Below are 17,230 nucleotides of genomic sequence, written 5' to 3'. Positions count from 1 at the left end.
GGAACCGGGCGGATGCCGGTCTGCGCTTACGCCGCCTCGGCGGTTGGTTGGGGCTGGGCGTTATTTTCGACAACCAATCCCCCACGTCCCATACCCAGATCAAACACGCATTCTTCTCGGCAGTTTCGAGCGGCAACTCACCGGCGTCGAGTCACGCTGCATGACGAGCGGATCGCGGCTACGACGAGTGGTCCGGTGGGCCCCTCGTACCTCTCGGGGTGGCGCGAAGGCCGCTCGTCCGATGCGCCGCACCATGATGCGAAGGTGTCCGGCAACCGTGCTGGGCGGTTGCGCGTCTAAGCAACGATGGGAAATCTTGATCACCCGTCCAGCCGGGTGCTCTGGATGGACGCCGGCGCCGTTGTCGGCGTCGTTATGACCCTGATCCTGGCTGCTCGCCAGCTACGTCCGCTTGCCGAGGCGGCGATCTTTCTCGCCCGGACGGGCGAACCGGTGACCGCCGTGCCAGCGGCGACCTGGCCCCGCGCCGCTGCGTGGGCGGGCTCCGCCCGGGAGCGCCGAGGACAGGCGGCCGCGGCAGCAGCACGTCCTCGGCGCGGACCTTCCGGAGCCGCGTCAGACCGGGGACGCGCTCGCCCGGGCGCGGCCATACTCAGCCAGGGAGTAGAAGGCGGCCTTGGGCTCCCACGGCATTCCTGGGTAGGCGGTCCCGGTGCGGCCGGGTGGGAGGACCTTCACGATCCCGAAGCTGCCCAGGTCGAAGTCCCGCTCGGGGTCCTCTGAGGTGGGCAGGTGCCGGGAGGCGAAGGTGTAGACGAACGCGGTGTCCACGCCGCCGGCGTCGTAGACGTCGAGGAGATCGCGCAGGTAGGCAGCTTGTTCGGGTTCGTCGCGCTCGACGGTCTCGGTGAGCCGGACGGCCTGCGCGGTGCGCTCGTCGTACCCGATGATGTCGCTGCGGCTGCCCCGGTCCGCGGCTCCGTTGAAGGGCGCACAGCCGAACTCGGTGATGGCGAACGGCTTGCCTTGGGAGGTCATTGTGGCGAGGTTCGCGGGTAGGGCGGCGGCATTGCTGGCGTCGCGGTAGCCGGCGTCGGTTGCGATGAAGTCGAACGGCGTCCAGTCCACCGACTCCATAGGGAGCGACGCGTACCCTATGAGGCCGCCGAACCGCCCGCGGGCGCCCGCGGCGGCCTGGACCAGAAGCGCGTTGGTCTCTCGCTGCACGCCCGGGAGGACCTCGCGGACCCGCGCCGGGTCGGTGAGGACGGCCGCCCGCTTGGTCAGGGTGTCACCGGGCATGAGCCCGATCGTCATCATGCTGATTTCCGAGCCGGTGAGGAACCGCACGTTCGCCCCTTCCCGCCGGATCCGCTCGGCGCGCTCGGCGGCGTCCAGCAGGAACGCCAGTAACTGGTCGGTGGTCAGGTCGTTGGTGAACGGGCAGTACCAGACCTCCAAGCCGGCGGCGACCGCGTGCCGGGCGGCGATCTCCAGACGGTCGGCGACCCCGCCGGTGATCCGGACGGCGTCGGCGTGCAGGTCGTCGCGGATGATCCGCATGTCCTTGGCGACAATGTCGGGGTCGAAGGGTTCGTGGGTGGTGGTCCCCATGTTGGTGAAGCCGGTGTCGTAGGTGACGCCCCAAGCGCGCATTGCTACCCCCTTTAAGGTACGGGCAGTACCGTACACCAGTTAGCGTACGATGCGTACCGTGGCAGTGGAACGGCGGCGGCGGGGTGCGGAGCTGGAGCAGGCGATCCTGCGCGCGGCCGCCGAGGAACTGACCGCCTCCGGCTACGCCGGCATGACCATGGACAAGGTCGCCCAGCGTGCCGGCACGAACAAGAACGCGATTTACCGACGCTGGCCGCAGCGCGCCGCGCTCGGCATCGCCGCCTACAAGCACCTGGCCGACGCCCGCACCCCGACGCCGGACACCGGCAGCCTCCGAGGCGACGCGTTGGAGCTGCTGCGGCGGGCCAACGCGACCTGGTCTTCACCCCGCGGGGCGATCCTGCGCGACCTCCTGGCGGCGGCCGCCGACGAGCCAGCCCTGCTGGAGCTACTGCGCGAGCAGGCCGGCGGCGGCGCGATGAACGCCGCCTGGTTCACCCTTCTGGGCCGGGCGGTGGCCCGCGGCGAGGCACCCCCGGAGGCGGTGCAGCCGCGGGTGGCGGCGCTGCCGATGATGCTGCTGCGTGGCGAGTACGCCCTGCGCGGCGTTCCGGCTGTGCCCGACGAGGTCCTGGTCGAGATCGTCGACGAGATCTTCCTGCCGCTGGTCCGCGGCCGGGGCGTGACCGACTAACCGACCTGCCGGCCGAGCGATTCCAGTTCACCCTCGGCCGGCGGTTAACCCCGCAGACGGCCCGGTTTCGGCTACGCGGTCTTCTTGTCGGGTAGTGGGGCTAGCCCCACTGTCGGCTTTCGGGTTTTCCGGCTGGTGCGGGCATCGAAGCTCTTCGTACGGTCGGGGCACAGTCGCTTTCCCGAAAGGAGCCCCGATGTGAGCGCACGTTCCGCAGTCCGGAGGGCAGTGAGGTGGCGGACGGTCGTGGCGGCCGCGACGGCCGGCGTGATGCTGGCCGCGGCGGTCGGCGGTGGGGCCGGAGCGGCCGCGCCGCCGGCCCCGGATCACCGGTCCACGGCCACCGTGCTACAGCAGGGCCTCGACGATCTGCACGGCCTCGGCGTATCCGGGACGCAGGGCCTGGTCCGCGACGGCGGCCGGGTGACCGTGGCCCGCAGCGGCGTGGCCGACCTGGACACCGGCGCGCCGATGCCGGTCAACGGGTACTTCCGGATCGGCAGCGCCACGAAGACGTTCGTGTCGGTGGTGCTGCTCCAACTCGTCGGCGAGGGCCGGATCGGGCTGGACGACCCGATCGAACGCTGGCTGCCCGGTGTCGTCAACGGCAACGGCAACGACGGCCGGCACGTCACCGTACGCCAGATCCTGCAGCACACCAGCGGCCTCTACGACTCCACCGACGACCTCGTCGCGCTGCAGTCGGCCGACGAGTTCCTGGCACACCGCTTCGACCACGACACCGAGGCGCAGCTGGTGGCGATGGCGATGCGGCACCCGCCGCTGTTCGCCGCAGGGACGCACTGGAGCTACTCGAACACCAACTACCTCGTGGCCGGGATGCTCATCGAACGGGTCACCGCACACCCGTGGTACACCGAGGTGCGCTCCCGGATCCTGATGCCGCTGCACCTGACCCATACGTTCTACCCCGGTGACCGGCCGGCCCTGCCCCAGCCGCACGCCGAGGGGTACCAGCAGTTCGCGCCGGGCGGGCCGCTGGTCGACACGACCGTCTTCAATCCGACCGTTGCGGCGTCGGCCGGCGGCCTGGTCAGCACCACCACCGACCTGGCCCGCTTCTGGCAGGCGGTGGCGCGCGGCCAGCTATTGCGGCCGGGACAGATGGCCGAGCTGCACCAGACCGTGCTGGCCGAGTCGGTCCAGGACATCCGGCCCGGCATCGCCTACGGGCTGGGCATCATGTGGATACCCAACCGGTGCGGCGGCTACTGGGCGCACTTCGGCGACATGCCCGGAATGAGCACGCTCAACGCGGTCACCCCGGACGGGCACCGCTCGACGGTCTTCTACCTGGCCACCGTGCTGGCCGACCCGGACCGTGCGCCGGCAGTCATGCAGCGGGAAATGGCACTGCTCGACGACATGATCTGCGGCTGACGGTCATCGAAAGACGGCAGTTCGCTGTACACCCGGTCGGCGGCGGCGAGGATCTTCGTGGCGTCGTCGACCGGGGGTGGATGTGTTGATAAAGGCACCAATGCGTCGGGATCAATCGGAAAGGTTCTCCGGCAACCACGTATTACGACCTTGGCTCGGTCAGGCTAGGTCGAGGTGACCGGGGGTCGCTCTCTCATCGGCTACCCACCGCCGGTCTTGGTGTGGCTCTCTTTTGGCATGCGTCCGCCGGTCACCGTGGCAAGAAGAGGCTCAGAAGGCGCATCGGCAAAGTCAGCGGGGGCGGCTGATCGAGAGGGCTAGAACGCGAGGGTCGGTACGGCCGAGCCGAAGATGTTGTCCGGGTCGTAGCGGCATTTGGCGCTGACCAGCCGCTCGTAGTTGGGGCCGTAACTCGGCGGAACCCGCTCGGGCTCATCCGCGCCGAGCAGGTTCGGGTAACCGCCGGGCAACGCAAGCGGCGCCAACCGTTGCGACGTTTGGTCGGCCCAGTCGCCGTACCCCGCTTCGGCGTCCTCCGGCGCCCACGCCCCGACGATCTCGACAAGCAGGTGGTCCGTGCGCAGTCCGAAGGCGGTCTCGGCCTGGCCCACTCGGGCGGCGGCGCCGTGGAAGTGGTGCATCGAGATGGCCGAGTACGGTGAGGCGTTCTGCGCGGCGGCGTCAGTAAGCTCCTCGGCGGCGGCCTCCGACAGGTGAGACAGCCAGCGGGTACGCAGCCGGTAATGGTTGCCCTCACGCATGGCGCCGTCGAACATGCTCAGTGCATCGTGGTACGGCGTTGCGGCGATCTGGCTCATGACCGGGTTGCCCAGCCGCTCCAGCCCCGCGATGAGCCGCTCGCCCTCGGCGAGGTCAGCTCCGCTCCACATGGGGCAGAGAAACACCAGGGGCGGCCCGTCCGGGTTGGGCAGGAATCCCGCCATGATCGTCGCCTCGTCGGCGGTGGTCGCCACGATCTCGCCGTACCCCGTCAGCACGGTGGCCGCCTGGGCGAACGGAAACAGCATCATCCCGGCCAGCACGGTCGGCAGCTCGTGCAGCCGGTACGTCAGGCTGGTGACCACACCGAAGTTGCCGCCGCCGCCGCGCAAGGCCCAGAACAGGTCAGCGTCGCCGTCTGGGCCGGCGGTCACGAGGCGGCCGTCGGCCAGCACGACATCGGCGCGCAGCAGGTTGTCCACCGCCAGCCCGTACTGCCCGCAAAGTGGACCGTAACCGCCGGCGAGGGTCAAACCGGCCATCCCGACCGTCCGTACGGTCCCCGTGGGCGTGGCCAAGCCGTGCTGCCGCCCAGCGCCGGAAACATCGCCGATGTGCGCCCCGCCCCCGACCGTGGCCGTGCCCGCCCCGGTATCCACCGCCACCTGCCGCATGCCGGACAGGTCAAGCACCAACCCGCCGTCGCGCAGCGCCCGCCCCGCCCAGTCGTGGCCCCCGCCGCGTACGGAGAGCGGCACGTCGCATTCGCGGGCGGTCAGCACGGCGGCGCGTACGTCGTCGTTGTCGAGGCACCGGACGATTGCGACCGGCCGGTGCGTGACCGCACAGTTCCAGATCCGGCTGGCCGACGCGAATCCATCGTGTGTGGGCAGCAGCAGCCGGTCACCGAACACGGGGCGCAGCCGCTCAGTGGCCCGAGCCACGTCGGCGCTGGCGTTGATCGAGGTCATTGCGGCTCCCGACGAGGCAGCGGCCCCCCGCCGTACAGGAGGTGTGACGGTTGGCGGGGATCCGAGGGGGGTGGCGGCGACGCTAACAGCGCCACGCGGATGCCGCTGTCTGGAACCGGACCCTTAGTGGGCGTTGTTCGTGGAGTTCGGCCGCCCAGCTCGCCGCGCGCCGCCGACCGGGATACGGCCGACCGGCGGCGTCGCGGGCTGGGCTTCCGGGGACGTCAAGCCGTTGCCGCCGGGCGGATGGGGTGGGCGACGCATGCTCGACGGTGGTGCGTAGTGCACTCCCACGCGGTCGCCGCGCTCGGCGAACGCCAGGGCCACGGCCCGGCCGATCCCGCGCGAAGCCCCTGTTACCAGCACCCGCCTCATCGCGTGAAGACCTGGGACTCATCGCGGAACGCCTTGAACTCCAGCGCATTGCCGGCCGGATCGTGGAGGAACATCGTCCACTGCTCCGCCGGCTCGCCGGGGAAGCGGCGATAAGGCTCGATGACGAACTGGGTACCCGCCCTGCGGAGCCGGTCGGCGAGCGCGTGGAAATCCTCGGTCGACAGCAGCAGCCCGAAGTGCGGGATAGGCACCGCGTGCCCGTCGACCTCGCTGCTCCCGGCAGGCGCAGGGCCATCGGAGACCACATGGGTCACCAACTGGTGGCCGTGCAGGTCCCAGTCGACCCAGTGTCCGGTGGACCGTCCCTCGCTAAGCCCGAGGACATCTCCGTAGAACTGGCGTGCGGCTTCCAGGTCGTCGACGGGTATGGCCAGGTGGACAGCGGGACGCACGGACATGTGAACACTCCTTCGGCTCGATCCGCTCCAACCCTGCATCAGCCAATGTCCGAATGTCGACATTAGGCCGGCTGTTTGCTGCCCACGCCATGGTCAGGAGGCAGTTCGGTTGTCTGGCCGGTCCCCCGTACGTACTTCCCTGATGGATGTTGGGATCAGGGTAAAGGTATGTCACGGGGAGCCGGGCCGTCGTAGTCCGCGAGTAGTGGCGGTGGTAGCGGGCCCTTGATCCGTCGCCCTGAGCCGCGCTCCTCCCAGGCGTGGGCGAGGATGCCCACCGAGCGGGAGAGAACAAACAGGCCGCGGGCCAGCTCGGGCTCGAAGCCGAGTTCTCCGTAGACCACCGCCGTGGCGCCATCGATGTTCATCGGTACCGGGCGCGACCGGCCCTCGCTCAGCCGGCGCTCGATCTCCTGGGCGGCGCGTAGGTGGCTACCCGCGAGGTGTCCCGCCGCGACTCGCTCCGCTACTGCGTTAAGCAGCGGATCCCGGCGTGGGTCACGTGGATGGAACCGGTGCCCGAATCCGGGTACGTGGGCTTTGCGGGCTCGGAAGTCGGCGAGGAGGTCGCAGACGGCCTCTTCGAGGGGGAGGTCGGCGCGGGCGACCAGCGCGTCGAGCAGTTCCAGGCACTGCTGCCCCGCGCCGCCGTGCACATCGCCGAGCAGGTTGACACCGGTGGCCACCGCTGCATTGAGACCGACCCCGCAGGTGGCGGCCATTCGTGCGGCCGCGATCGAGGGGGCTTGCGGGCCATGGTCCACGGCGGCGACCAGGGCCATCTCGAGGAGTTCGGCCTGTGGCACGGACGGTAGCTCGCCGCGCAGCAGCAGATAGGCCATGGCGGGGAAGGACACCGAGCCGATCAGCTGTTCGACGGGATAGCCGCGCAGCCGGATGACTCCCGGTTCAATGTCGGAGACCGCGGTTGACCACCAGGCGGTGGCGTCCGCGGTGGTGACTCGGGCGCGCGCTGCCGCGTGTGCGTCGGTCATACGGCTCCCTCCGCCCGGAGCCTGGCTATGTCCGTTGCTCCGAACCCGAACTCGGCGAGCACCGTGTCGGTGTGTTCGCCGAGCAGCGGTGGCCGGCTGCTGGGGCTCACCGGGGATCCGTCGATGTGGGTGGGCAGGCCGAGCACCTTGAGGCTGCCGCCGTCGGTTGCGGGGGACGGCACCTCGGAGACCAGCCCACGGTGAGTGACCTGGTGGGATGCCAGTGCGTCGGGGACCGATACCACCCGGGCCGCCGGCACCCCGGTGGTGGCCAGCAGCTCGTCCCACTCTCGGGCCGGACGCTTCCGCAGGCTCAGTTCCAGCTCTTCCCGCAGGGCCTCCCGGTGCCGCTTCCGGTCCTCCCGGGTCCGGAAGCGCGGGTCGGCGAGCAGTTCCTCGCGGCCAAGAACGGAGCAGAGCGTCTCGAACTGCTCCTGCCGGTTCGCGGCGATGTTGAGCATGTCGTCGGCGGTGGCGAACGCCCCGGAGGGAGCCGACGTCGGGTTCTCGTTGCCCATCGGCTCGGGTTCACGGTCACCGATCAGGTAGTTGGAGACCACCCAGCCCATGGTGCTCAACGCGGCGTCGAGCATGCTCACGTCGAGAAAGGCTCCCTGGCCGGTTCGCTGCTTGCGTACCAGGGCGCCTGCCACCGCGAACGCGGCGGCGAGGCCCCCGATCGAGTCGCACACCGGGTAACCGACCCGCAGGGGCGCGGTCTGCGGCGTTCCGGTGACGCTCATGATGCCGGACAGCCCCTGGATGATCTGGTCGTAGGCCGGTCGCCGGCTGTCGGGGCCGGTCGAGCCGAATCCGGACACCGCGCAGTAGACGAGCCCCGGGTATTGCTCACGCAGCCGCTCCCAGCCGAAGCCGAGCCGTTCCAGCACGCCGGGGCGGAAGTTTTCGATCAGCACGTCGGCGCCGGCCAGCAGTCGCTCGAAGACCTCCCGGCCGGCCGGGCTCTTGAGGTTCACGGTGACCGAGCGCTTCCCGGCGTTCTGAGCGAGGAACGAGATGCCGAGTCCCTGCCGCGACAGCTCGGCGTCGGCGCCCAACTGGCGGGCCAGGTCACCGGTGCCGGGCACCTCCACCTTGATGACGTCAGCGCCCAGCAGGGCGAGCTGGTAGCCCGCGAAGGGGCCGGCCAGCACGTTGGTCAGGTCCAGCACACGGACCCCGGAGAGCAGGGGTGCGCCGGTCACAGGAAAGCCTCCACGCTGCCGAGCCCCTGGTCGCTGATCCGCCGGGCGGCGGTCACCACCGCGTCGACGTAGGCGGCGATGCGGTCGGCGGTGAACCGCGAGGTGGGGCCGCTGACCGAGAGGGCGGCGAGCACCCGGCCGTCGTGGGCCACGATCGGGGCGGCCACCGCGGAGGCTCCGAGTTCACGTTCGCCGTGGCTGAAGGCGTACCCGGTCTCGCGTGTCGACGCGACCGTGCGGGCGAGGGCCTCCGGGTCGAGGCCTTCCGCCGCAACGAGTCGCTCCAGCAGCCCGGTCGGGGCACCGGTCAGCAGCACGCGCGCCGTCGCGCCGCGTGACAACGGCATCGGTACGCCGAGCGGCACGACGCTGCGTACCGTCGCGGTGCCCTCCTCCTGCGCGATCGAGACCCGCTCCGTGCCTTGCCGGACGTACACGTTCACGGTTTCACCGCATCGGTCGACAAGTTCGCGCATGATCGCGCGGGTGTGGTCCGACACGTCCCAGAGCGACGCTGCCAGATGCGCCCACCTGAGGAAGGCCGGCCCTGGCGCGTAGGTCGTCTCACCAGGCCGGAGCAGCAGGCCACGGGCTTCGAGGGTCGCGCAGACCCGGACCACGGTCGTCTTCGGCAGGCCGGTGGCGGCCACCAGGTCCCGGAGTGTACGGGTCGGGTGCGTGGTGTCGAACAGCGCCAGCACGTCGATGGCGCGGGCGATGCTGCGCACCCCACCGTCGTGCGGTTCCGTCTCGTCGGACCGGACCATAACGCCTCCTGGATCAACTGCGTGGCGGTACGACCATACCGTCAGATGGTTTAAGCGAGTCAAGCCTGGCCGACAACTCGGCCTTCTCGATCTCCAAACCATTGCGCGGTCCGAGGGGTTCACACAGCGGTTTGCTTGCGCTAGCGTGACGGCACTCACCCACCCCCACCAGCACCATCACCCCTGAGGAGGAAGGCCATGCGTGCGGTTCGGCGCCCGGCTACTCGACGTACTGCCGCGATCGCGGCGGGTCTGGCCCTGAGCACCGCCCTGGCGGCCTGCGGCCAGAACGCCGGCGGGTCGTCATCGGATCAGTACCCGTCCAAGACGATCAACTTCATGGTGCCGGCGGCGGCCGGCGGTGGCTGGGACTCCACCGCTCGGGCCATGCAGCAGGTCATCCAGAAGAAGAACCTGGCCAACAAACCGGTCGAGGTCTTCAACGTCGCGGGCGGCGGTGGCGCCACCGGGCTGGCCCAGCTCCAGAAGGAGAAGGGCGACCCGCACGCGCTGATGATGACCGGACTGGTCATGATCGGCGCGCTCACCCGGGCGAACTCGCCGGTCTCCCTGAAGAACACCACGCCGATCGCCACCCTCACCGCCGAGGCAGAGGCCTTCGTCGTGCCGGCAAACTCGAAGTACCAGACCATCCAGGACGTCGTCAGCGCCTACCAGCAGGACCCCTCGTCGGTCACGTTCGGCGGCGGCAGCGCCGGCGGCTCCGACCACCTCGTCACCGGCCAGCTGCTGAAGGCCGCCGGCGCCGATCCGAGCAAGCTCAAGTACGTCGGATACTCAGGCGGCGGTGAGGCCACCGCGGGCATCCTGTCCGGCGACGTGGGCGTCGGGGTCTCCGGCGTCAGCGAGTTCGAGAGCCAGATCGAGTCCGGAAAGATGCGCCTGCTGGCCATCAGCACCGCAACGCCGCAGGAGGTCGCGGGCAAGCCCGCCCCCACCCTCAAAGACGCCGGCTACGACGTCGACTTCAGCAACTGGCGCGCCGTGGTCGCCGCACCGGGCCTCTCCGACAAGGACAAGCAGGCGGTCACCGACCTCGTGGACAAGCTGCACGAAACCCAGGAGTGGAAGGACGTACTCAAGACCAACGGCTGGGACGACTTCTACAAGACCGGTGACGAGGCACAGCAGTACATCGAGGGCGAGACAAAGCGCGTCGAGCAGCTGTACAAGGACCTCGGGCTGTGAGTCACCCGAACCCGACGGACGGCGGAGCCCCTGGCCGCGGGGGCTCCACCGTACGGGACCCGGAGATCGCGGTGCACGAAGCGGAGCCCGACCAGCCGGGTGCCGAGGAGCACAGCGCGGCCGGGCGCTCGCCGGTCGGTCCGCTCCTGGTGGGACTGGTCATGCTGGCCCTCGGCGTGCTCATGCTCACGCAGACCTTCAAGATCAGAGGAGGCGGCTTCGAGCCCAGCGGTCCGCGATTCATGCCCTTCGTAGTCGCGTCGCTGTGGACGGTGCTGGCGCTCATCTACCTGGGGCAGCAGGTCTCCCGGCTTGTCAGGCGTGCCGACAACCTGCCGGCCGAGCGGTTCACCCACATGCTGGGCGCGGCCGCCCTGGTGGTGTTGCTCGTGATCTACGCCTACCTGCTGGACCCGCTCGGTTACGTAATCGCCACCAGCCTGTTCTTCCTGGGCGCGTCCCGGGCCATGGGCTCCCGCCAATGGTTCCGTGACCTGATCGTCGCGGTCGCGCTGTCACTGCTCGTGTATCTCACCTTCACGCGCGCCCTCGGCGTGCATCTCCCGGAAGGGGTTTTGGGCCTGTGAGCTCCTTCGCTGAGCTGCTCGGGGGATTCGGGACGGTCCTGTCACCGGAGAACCTGCTGTTCGCGGTGATCGGGGTGACACTCGGCACGCTGGTCGGCGTGCTGCCCGGGATCGGCCCGGCGGTGACCATCGCTCTCCTGCTACCGGTCACCTACAACTTCGACGACCCGATCCCCGCGTTCATCATGTTCGCCGGCATCTACTACGGCGCCATGTACGGCGGGTCCACCACGTCGATCCTGCTCAACACGCCCGGGGAGTCGGCGTCCGTCGCGACCGCCATCGAGGGCCACGAGATGGCCAAACGCGGGCAGGCCCGCGCCGCACTCGCAACCGCGGCGATCGGCTCCTTCGTGGCGGCACTGATCTCGACCGTCCTGCTCGCTCTCGTCGCCAAGCCGGTGGCCGGCATCGCCATCTCGTTCCGTGCCACCGACTACTTCGCGCTCATGATCCTGGCGTTGGTCACGGTGACCTCCCTGGTCGGCCGCTCGCTGGTGCGTGGACTGGCGTCCCTGCTGCTCGGTATCTCGATCGGCTTCATCGGCCTCGACGGCGTCTCCGGCGAGCCCCGCTTCACCTTCGACAGCCCGATGCTGTTCAACGGGATCGACTCAGTGCTGCTCATCATCGGCCTCTTCGCGATCGGCGAGACGCTGTACGTCCTGGTCAAGGGCCGCACCCGGCCGGGCTCGGTGACCCCGCTCGAGCCCGCATCCGGCGGATTCATGTGGCTCAGCCGCAACCAGTGGCACCGCTCCTGGGCGCCCTGGCTGCGGGGCACCGCCTTCGGCTTCCCGTTCGGCGTGCTGCCCTCCGGAGGCGCCGAACTGCCGACCTTCCTGTCGTACTCCTACGAGAAACAACGGTCCCGCGGCCGCAAGGAGTTCGGCAAGGGCGCCATCGAAGGCGTCGCCGGGCCGGAGGCCGCCAACAACGCTTCGTTCTCCGGCGTACTCGTGCCGCTGCTGACGCTGGGCCTGCCGACCTCCGCGACGGCTGCGGTGATGTTGGCAGCGTTCAAGATCTTCAACCTGCAGCCGGGACCGCAACTGTTCGACAAGTCCCCGGACCTGGTCTGGGCGCTCATCGCATCGCTGTTCATCGGCAACGTGATGCTGCTCGCGCTGAATCTCCCGCTCATCCGGCTCTGGGTAAAGGTGCTGGAGATCCCACGGCCGCTGCTCTACGCCGGCATCCTGGTGTTCGCCACGCTCGGGATCTACTCCGTCTCCGGCGCGATCACCGACATTCTGATCGCCTACGCCATCGGCATCGTCGGCTTCATCATGCGCCAATTCGACTTCCCGATCGCACCCACGATCCTGGGCGCCATCCTCGGGCCGGAACTCGAAGACCAGTTCCGCCGGGCGCTGAGCATCGGCAACGGCGACCTGACCGTATTCCTGCACCGGCCGCTCACCGTCGCCATCCTGGCGCTCGCCCTACTGGCGCTGCTGCTCCCCTACGCGCCCAAGGTGGTGGCCCGACTGCGCGATCGACCCGTCGAGGGCACGAGCAGGCTCGCCTTCGCCGACGAGGACTGAGAGGACGGCCAAGCCAACTCCGGACACCACGATCGTCGTCGGCTACCCACCCACTCCAGCCGGCGAGGCGGCAGTTCGCGCCGCCGTGGAAGAGGCTCACCTGCGTAACGGGCTCCCTGTATGTCGTGAACGTCAGCCGCGGCGACGCCTACGTCGACCGCAACCTGGCCAGCCGCCAGCACCTCAACGAACTCCAACGGCTGCTCGCCGAGTCGGAAGGCAGCATCGGGTGGTACAGGAGGTGGGCCGGGGAGAACCCTCAGAGGAGCTGTTGCGTGCCGTAGAAGAGACGAATGCGGCACTGGTCGTCATCGGGCTCCGGCACAGCAGCGAGCCTGACACCACCGGGCACGAACTGTCCCGGTCTGACAAGCGCTCGTGGTGTCAGGTCGAGCTGCCTCCGTTCGAGGTTTCGGAGCCATCGCACAGAGCGAAGCCCTCCCCTCGAAAGGGAGACATCACCATGCCAGCGACCACCTGCACGAGGACGGCCGACACGGCCCTGACCACCGCCGCTGGCGAAACTCCGTAGACCAGCACCGGCCATGATCGGGAGACTGCCGGGATGGAGCCGACACAGACGGCGCTCATCGTGCCGATACCCGAGGCCGAGGAAGCGGTAGGCCCGTTTCGGGAATCTCTCGACCCGGCTGCCTCCTGGGGCGTGCCGGCGCACGTGACCGTCCTCTACCCGTTTCTGCCTCCGCAGCAGATCAACGAACAGGCCCTGGCAGTGCTGCGCAAGACTATTGCCGGCATAACGCGATTCGACGTTGCGCTGACGCACATCGGCTGGTTCGGTGACACGGTCGTATGGCTTGCACCGCAGCCAGATCGTCCGTTCCGGGACCTCACCGCGGCGGTGTGGCAGCGGTTTCCCGAGACCACCCCATATGCTGGGGCGCACACCGACGTGGTGCCGCACCTGACCATCGGTCAGGACGCCCCCAAGCCCGCACTGAGCCACGCCGCGGAAACCGTCTCCGCGCAACTGCCGATCAACGCGGCTGTCGACATGGTTCGCCTCATCACCGGAACGCCGGGCCTCAGCCCCTGGCGCACCGTCTGCGAGTTCCCACTGGGGGCGGATCTCCTCGCCGGGCAGTCGTAGACCGTGTCTACGCTGCCGGCCATGATGTTCGATACCCCGCTCGCCCAACTGCTGACCCTCTTCCTTACCTGGGCCATCGGATTAGCGGCCCTCTACCTGGTAATCCGGCTGGCCGTACGGCACGCAATCAAAGACGCGGACACTCGCAGGGCCGCCGATCGTCCAAGGAGCGGCGCCTGAAAACCACGCGCTTTTCAAGGCATAGCCGCCGACCGCAGGTGACAGGTTGATTGCGGCCGGAAGCGGATCTCCTCGTCGGGCAGTCGTCAAACCTTCCAGCCTGCCCGGACGGGGACAAGGTGGAGCGCCCTACCGGACGGGTCTCAATGTGACTGCGGCGGGGTCTCCGGTCGGGCAGGCATGTTTCTACCCGGGGCTCTCGGTCGGCTCAGGGATCGCCGGAGGCGACCGAACGAAAGGGGCTCGCGGCCCGCACCTCAGACGGTGATGACAACTTTCGCCCGCGCGTGCTCATCTTCGAGGTATCGGATGGCTTGGGGTACCTCGTGGAGTGGATAGGTCCGGTCAATGACTGGTGTGAGGCGGCCGGCCTCGGCGTGGGCGCGGAGCGTGTCGAGGTGTTGCCGGCTGGGTGCCGTCGTGAGGATGACGATGCGGTGTCGGACGAAGGACGCCAGCAGCCGTCCGCGCGCGATCAGCCAGACCGGTCCGATGAGGCTGCCGCCGCGGTACACGCCGCCACCGGAGAGCACCAGCGTCCCGGTCGGGGTCAGCGCCCGCCGGAGCGCGGCGAGTGAGCGGTTGCCGACCAGATCAAACACGACCTCGTGGCGGCGGGCGTCGTGGGCGAAGTCTTCGCGGGTGTAGTCGACGACGTGGTCGGCGCCGAGGGAGCGGACCAGGTCGACATTGCGGGTGCTGCACACCCCGGTCACGGTCGCGCCGAGCGCCTTGGCCAGTTGAACCGCCAGGGTGCCGACGCCGCCGGAGGCGCCGTTGATGAGGACGCGGTGGCCGGGCTCGACCCGCCCGACGTCGCACAGTCCCATGAGCGCGGTGGTGCCGGCCAACGGCAGGGCGGCCGCCTGCTGCGGCGTCAGGTTCGCCGGCTTTGGCGCGACCAGAGTCTCGGGCACGCATACGTACTCGGCGAACGCGCCGTTGGCGTCGCCGAGGTCACCGAAGACGGAGTCGCCCGGGCGCACCTGTCGAACGTCGGCGCCGACGGACTCAACCCGGCCGGCGAAGTCGCGGCCACGGATGCGCGCCCGGGGCCTTGACCGGCCCATGGTCAACCGCGCCATCCATGGGTCGCCACGCATGGCATGCCAGTCGTACGCGTTCAGCGCCGCAGCCTCGACTCGCACGAGCACCTCGCCGGCGGCGGGCACCGGCGCGGCGACGTCCGCGAGCGTAAGGGTTTCCGGCGGGCCGTATCGGTCTTGGACGATCGCCTTCATCTTCCCCTCCCCTGGGTGTACGGCGTACACCTCATGGGAACAACATAGGTGTACGCCGTACACCCGTCAAGACGGATAGGGTTCAACCGCCGCCGAAAGACGAGGACGAAATGGCTGAGATGCTGCGCCGGGCACCGCTGAGCAGGGATCGGATCCTGCTTGCCGCCGTCGCGCTCGCCGACGAAGCCGGGATCGAATCCCTGAGCATGCGCAACCTCGCCCAGGATCTGGGCGTCGTGCCGATGGCCCTCTACAAGCACGTAGCCAACAAAGACGAACTGCTCGACGGCATGATCGACATGGTTGTCAGCCAGATCGACCCGCCAGTGCCCGACGCCGACTGGAAGCACACCGTCCGCCGGCGCATCCTCTCGGCGCGGCAGGTGCTACGGCGCCACCCCTGGGCGCCGCTCGCGATCGAGTCGCGGAACATGGCGACGCCGGCCATCCTCGCCTACCTCGACTCGATGGTCGGGACGTTCCGGGCCGGCGGGCTCTCCGCCGACCTCGCCCACCACGTGATGCACGCGATGGGCAGCCGGATCCTGGGCTTCAGTCAAGAACTGTTCGACGCATCCCGGCGCGCCGGCCGGTCCGGCACGACCAACCCCGATCCGCCGGCAGCCCTGCCACCGGAGGCCGCCGCCCGGTTCCCGCACCTCGCGGAGATCGCCATGGCGGCATCCCACGACAACGAGTCCGTCGTGGGACAAGGCTGCGACGACCAGTTCGAGTTCGAGTTCGCGCTGGACCTGCTGCTGGACGGCATCGAACGGCTGCACCAGCATGCCTGGACATCCTCGCGCCGACTCCGGTGACACGACCAGCACCAAGCGCCGCTTACGGTCCGTCACGTCCGTGCGGACGGATGGCGGCTACCTGTGACATCCCCGATGTCGAGGTCACCTACGACATCACCCAAGGCCTGAAAGTGAGGTAGCGGCCGCGCGCAGCAGAACTCAGCGCGGCTGTTCTGGCTCGGCTGGCTCCGGAAACTCAGACGGAGCGACGGCGTCCGACCGGTTCGGCGGTCGCGTCGCGTTCAGTGCACGGATCGTTGGCCGCCTGTGTCCGTTGCGGCGGTGACGAGCCAGAATGCTCCCGTCAGCTGTACGCCGTCGGGTTGCTCGTAGGTGCGCAGTGCGGTGGTGAGCGCGACCCGCGCTCGGGTGGCGGCGTGCCGGTCGCCGTTGTCGAGCAGTGCGCGTGCCGGTCCGGTGCCGAGAACGAGCTGAGCCGCGTCGTCGGCATCGGGTCCGTAGGTCATGACTGGGTCGAGGCCGGTGATGGTGACCTCATGGAAGCCGGCCGTGGTCAGTAGTTCGTCGATGCGTTGGGGGGCGGCCAAGGAGAACATGCCTGGTTCGTACGCCGTCGGGTCGGTGGGCGGGACGTGGCCGACGAGTGCGGTCATGAATACGGTGAACCACTGCTGTTCGTCGGCGGCTCGCGCGCAGGTGAACGCCAGGCGCCCGCCGGGTCGCAGCGCGTGCGCGATGTTGGTGAAGGCGGCCACGGGGTTGGTGAAGAAGGTCAGCCCACCGCGGCTGAGGGCGACATCGAACTCGCCGGGCGGAAGTGGGCGCACCTGCACGTCGCCCTGTTCGAACCGGACGTTGGTCAGCCCTTCGCTGGCAGCGTGGGTCCGCGCTGTCTGCAGCATCGGGCCGGACAGGTCGACCCTGTCGCGGATCCGTCCCGGGCATGCCGGGCGGCCAGCCGGGTGGTCTGGCCGTTGCCGCAGCCGAGGTCGAGCACCCTGTCGTTCGGGTTGATCCCGGCCGCCGCGAGGAGCGGTTCGGTCAGCTTCTCGGCCCTGAAGCTGAAGGGCCGAGCTTGCAGATCGTGTTCGGTGCTGGCTGCATCGGTCACGCCGCGTTTGGCAGGCTGGCGGCTGCCCAGTCCGCGATACCGCGTGTGGCGATGTTGCGGGCTGCGTTGACGTCGGCGTGCTCAGCGAAGCCGCATGACGTGCATCGGAAGGTGGATTGGTTGGGGCGGTTGGCTTTGGCGATGTGTCCGCAGGTGGAGCAGCCCTGCGAGGTGTAGGCCGGATTGACATGAACGAGCGCCAGCCCGGCCCGGGCTGCTTTGTAGGCGATGAACTGGCCGAGTTGGTGGAACGCCCATGTGTGCAGGGTGACCCGCTGGGGCCGTCGGAGCCGTACCCGGTCGCGGATGCCGCTGAGGTTTTCCAGGGCGATGCCGCGGCCGGTGCGTTCGGCCTCGG

At 69.2% G+C, this 17,230-nt stretch carries 19 protein-coding genes; 9 read left to right on the top strand and 10 right to left on the bottom strand.

What is annotated here, in order from left to right:
• Positions 1 to 576: 576 nt before the first annotated feature.
• Positions 577 to 1,617, bottom strand: coding sequence for a hypothetical protein (locus ACY34I_RS35060; protein ID WP_462759447.1), 1,041 nt, complete (start codon positions 1,615 to 1,617; stop codon positions 577 to 579).
• A 58-nt stretch (positions 1,618 to 1,675) separates the two neighbouring features.
• Between ACY34I_RS35060 and ACY34I_RS35055 the strand changes: the two genes are divergently transcribed.
• Entirely contained in the window at positions 1,676 to 2,272 is a 597-nt protein-coding gene (locus tag ACY34I_RS35055) for a TetR/AcrR family transcriptional regulator (protein WP_462759446.1), read from the top strand.
• A 246-nt stretch (positions 2,273 to 2,518) separates the two neighbouring features.
• Complete coding sequence (locus ACY34I_RS35050; RefSeq protein ID WP_462759445.1) at positions 2,519 to 3,673, top strand: serine hydrolase domain-containing protein; 1,155 nt, start codon at positions 2,519 to 2,521, stop codon at positions 3,671 to 3,673.
• 317 nt (positions 3,674 to 3,990) lie between these two features.
• On the opposite strand, the gene ACY34I_RS35045 is transcribed toward ACY34I_RS35050, so the two are convergent.
• From ACY34I_RS35045 to ACY34I_RS35025, 5 genes are all read right to left on the bottom strand, one after another.
• On the bottom strand, positions 3,991 to 5,364 hold the full coding sequence (locus tag ACY34I_RS35045) for an FAD-binding oxidoreductase (protein WP_462759444.1): 1,374 nt from the start codon (positions 5,362 to 5,364) through the stop codon (positions 3,991 to 3,993).
• Positions 5,365 to 5,735: 371 nt separating this feature from the next.
• Positions 5,736 to 6,158, bottom strand: a complete 423-nt coding sequence (locus ACY34I_RS35040; RefSeq protein ID WP_462759443.1) for a VOC family protein — start codon at positions 6,156 to 6,158, stop codon at positions 5,736 to 5,738.
• A 155-nt stretch (positions 6,159 to 6,313) separates the two neighbouring features.
• Positions 6,314 to 7,153: a citryl-CoA lyase gene (locus ACY34I_RS35035; protein WP_462759442.1), complete on the bottom strand. Its 840-nt coding sequence runs from the start codon at positions 7,151 to 7,153 to the stop codon at positions 6,314 to 6,316.
• Positions 7,150 to 8,358 carry a CaiB/BaiF CoA transferase family protein gene (locus tag ACY34I_RS35030; protein WP_462759441.1) on the bottom strand — a complete coding sequence of 403 codons (1,209 nt, stop codon included), beginning with the start codon at positions 8,356 to 8,358 and terminating at the stop codon, positions 7,150 to 7,152. The genes ACY34I_RS35035 and ACY34I_RS35030 overlap by 4 nt, the downstream gene beginning before the upstream one ends.
• Positions 8,355 to 9,125, bottom strand: coding sequence for an IclR family transcriptional regulator (locus tag ACY34I_RS35025; RefSeq protein WP_462759440.1), 771 nt, complete (start codon positions 9,123 to 9,125; stop codon positions 8,355 to 8,357). The genes ACY34I_RS35030 and ACY34I_RS35025 overlap by 4 nt, the downstream gene beginning before the upstream one ends.
• A gap of 198 nt (positions 9,126 to 9,323) precedes the next feature.
• Between ACY34I_RS35025 and ACY34I_RS35020 the strand changes: the two genes are divergently transcribed.
• The 6 genes from ACY34I_RS35020 to ACY34I_RS34995 all read left to right on the top strand — a co-directional run bounded on the left by ACY34I_RS35020 (position 9,324) and on the right by ACY34I_RS34995 (position 13,759).
• Entirely contained in the window at positions 9,324 to 10,334 is a 1,011-nt protein-coding gene (locus ACY34I_RS35020; RefSeq protein ID WP_462759439.1) for a Bug family tripartite tricarboxylate transporter substrate binding protein, read from the top strand.
• A 71-nt stretch (positions 10,335 to 10,405) separates the two neighbouring features.
• Positions 10,406 to 10,921, top strand: a complete 516-nt coding sequence (locus ACY34I_RS35015; RefSeq protein WP_462759438.1) for a tripartite tricarboxylate transporter TctB family protein — start codon at positions 10,406 to 10,408, stop codon at positions 10,919 to 10,921.
• A complete protein-coding gene (locus ACY34I_RS35010; RefSeq protein ID WP_462759437.1) occupies positions 10,918 to 12,468 on the top strand; it encodes a tripartite tricarboxylate transporter permease in 1,551 nt (516 codons plus the stop codon). Before ACY34I_RS35015 ends, ACY34I_RS35010 begins: the two co-directional genes overlap by 4 nt.
• Positions 12,419 to 13,000 carry a universal stress protein gene (locus ACY34I_RS35005; RefSeq protein WP_462759459.1) on the top strand — a complete coding sequence of 194 codons (582 nt, stop codon included), beginning with the start codon at positions 12,419 to 12,421 and terminating at the stop codon, positions 12,998 to 13,000. The genes ACY34I_RS35010 and ACY34I_RS35005 overlap by 50 nt, the downstream gene beginning before the upstream one ends.
• Positions 13,001 to 13,033: 33 nt before the next feature.
• On the top strand, positions 13,034 to 13,579 hold the full coding sequence (locus ACY34I_RS35000; RefSeq protein ID WP_462759436.1) for a 2'-5' RNA ligase family protein: 546 nt from the start codon (positions 13,034 to 13,036) through the stop codon (positions 13,577 to 13,579).
• Positions 13,580 to 13,600: 21 nt separating this feature from the next.
• The gene (locus ACY34I_RS34995; RefSeq protein ID WP_462759435.1) at positions 13,601 to 13,759 is read left to right on the top strand and encodes a hypothetical protein; all 159 of its coding nucleotides are present in this window, start codon (positions 13,601 to 13,603) and stop codon (positions 13,757 to 13,759) included.
• Between the two features lie 257 nt (positions 13,760 to 14,016).
• Here ACY34I_RS34995 and ACY34I_RS34990 read toward each other — a convergent pair whose 3' ends face one another.
• Complete coding sequence (locus tag ACY34I_RS34990) at positions 14,017 to 15,000, bottom strand: NAD(P)-dependent alcohol dehydrogenase (RefSeq protein ID WP_462759458.1); 984 nt, start codon at positions 14,998 to 15,000, stop codon at positions 14,017 to 14,019.
• 110 nt (positions 15,001 to 15,110) lie between these two features.
• Between ACY34I_RS34990 and ACY34I_RS34985 the strand changes: the two genes are divergently transcribed.
• Complete coding sequence (locus tag ACY34I_RS34985; RefSeq protein ID WP_462759434.1) at positions 15,111 to 15,818, top strand: TetR/AcrR family transcriptional regulator; 708 nt, start codon at positions 15,111 to 15,113, stop codon at positions 15,816 to 15,818.
• Positions 15,819 to 16,042: 224 nt separating this feature from the next.
• Here ACY34I_RS34985 and ACY34I_RS34980 read toward each other — a convergent pair whose 3' ends face one another.
• From ACY34I_RS34980 to ACY34I_RS34970, 3 genes are all read right to left on the bottom strand, one after another.
• Positions 16,043 to 16,663 carry a class I SAM-dependent methyltransferase gene (locus ACY34I_RS34980; protein ID WP_462759433.1) on the bottom strand — a complete coding sequence of 207 codons (621 nt, stop codon included), beginning with the start codon at positions 16,661 to 16,663 and terminating at the stop codon, positions 16,043 to 16,045.
• Entirely contained in the window at positions 16,621 to 16,872 is a 252-nt protein-coding gene (locus ACY34I_RS34975; RefSeq protein ID WP_462759432.1) for a class I SAM-dependent methyltransferase, read from the bottom strand. The genes ACY34I_RS34980 and ACY34I_RS34975 overlap by 43 nt, the downstream gene beginning before the upstream one ends.
• A partial coding sequence (locus ACY34I_RS34970) for an RNA-guided endonuclease InsQ/TnpB family protein (protein WP_462759431.1) occupies positions 16,869 to 17,230 on the bottom strand: 362 nt, incomplete at its 5' end. The genes ACY34I_RS34970 and ACY34I_RS34975, both read right to left, overlap by 4 nt.

The sequence above is a fragment of the Micromonospora sp. RTBAU3-60 genome (assembly GCF_054963695.1).
The sequence above is the reverse complement of the archived record's forward strand: the minus strand, read 5'-3'. Positions and strand labels throughout refer to the sequence as shown.

Excerpts from the sequence above, each read along its gene's own strand:
- ACY34I_RS34995 (WP_462759435.1), top strand. The coding sequence starts at position 13,601 with ATGATGTTCGATACCCCGCTCGCCCAACTGCTGACCCTCTTCCTTACC.
- ACY34I_RS35060 (WP_462759447.1), bottom strand. The coding sequence starts at position 1,617 with ATGCGCGCTTGGGGCGTCACCTACGACACCGGCTTCACCAACATGGGG.
- ACY34I_RS35035 (WP_462759442.1), bottom strand. The coding sequence starts at position 7,153 with ATGACCGACGCACACGCGGCAGCGCGCGCCCGAGTCACCACCGCGGAC.
- ACY34I_RS35025 (WP_462759440.1), bottom strand. The coding sequence starts at position 9,125 with ATGGTCCGGTCCGACGAGACGGAACCGCACGACGGTGGGGTGCGCAGC.
- ACY34I_RS34985 (WP_462759434.1), top strand. The coding sequence starts at position 15,111 with ATGGCTGAGATGCTGCGCCGGGCACCGCTGAGCAGGGATCGGATCCTG.
- ACY34I_RS34990 (WP_462759458.1), bottom strand. The coding sequence starts at position 15,000 with ATGAAGGCGATCGTCCAAGACCGATACGGCCCGCCGGAAACCCTTACG.
- ACY34I_RS35000 (WP_462759436.1), top strand. The coding sequence starts at position 13,034 with ATGGAGCCGACACAGACGGCGCTCATCGTGCCGATACCCGAGGCCGAG.
- ACY34I_RS35020 (WP_462759439.1), top strand. The coding sequence starts at position 9,324 with ATGCGTGCGGTTCGGCGCCCGGCTACTCGACGTACTGCCGCGATCGCG.
- ACY34I_RS35040 (WP_462759443.1), bottom strand. The coding sequence starts at position 6,158 with ATGTCCGTGCGTCCCGCTGTCCACCTGGCCATACCCGTCGACGACCTG.
- ACY34I_RS34980 (WP_462759433.1), bottom strand. The coding sequence starts at position 16,663 with ATGCTGCAGACAGCGCGGACCCACGCTGCCAGCGAAGGGCTGACCAAC.
- ACY34I_RS35045 (WP_462759444.1), bottom strand. The coding sequence starts at position 5,364 with ATGACCTCGATCAACGCCAGCGCCGACGTGGCTCGGGCCACTGAGCGG.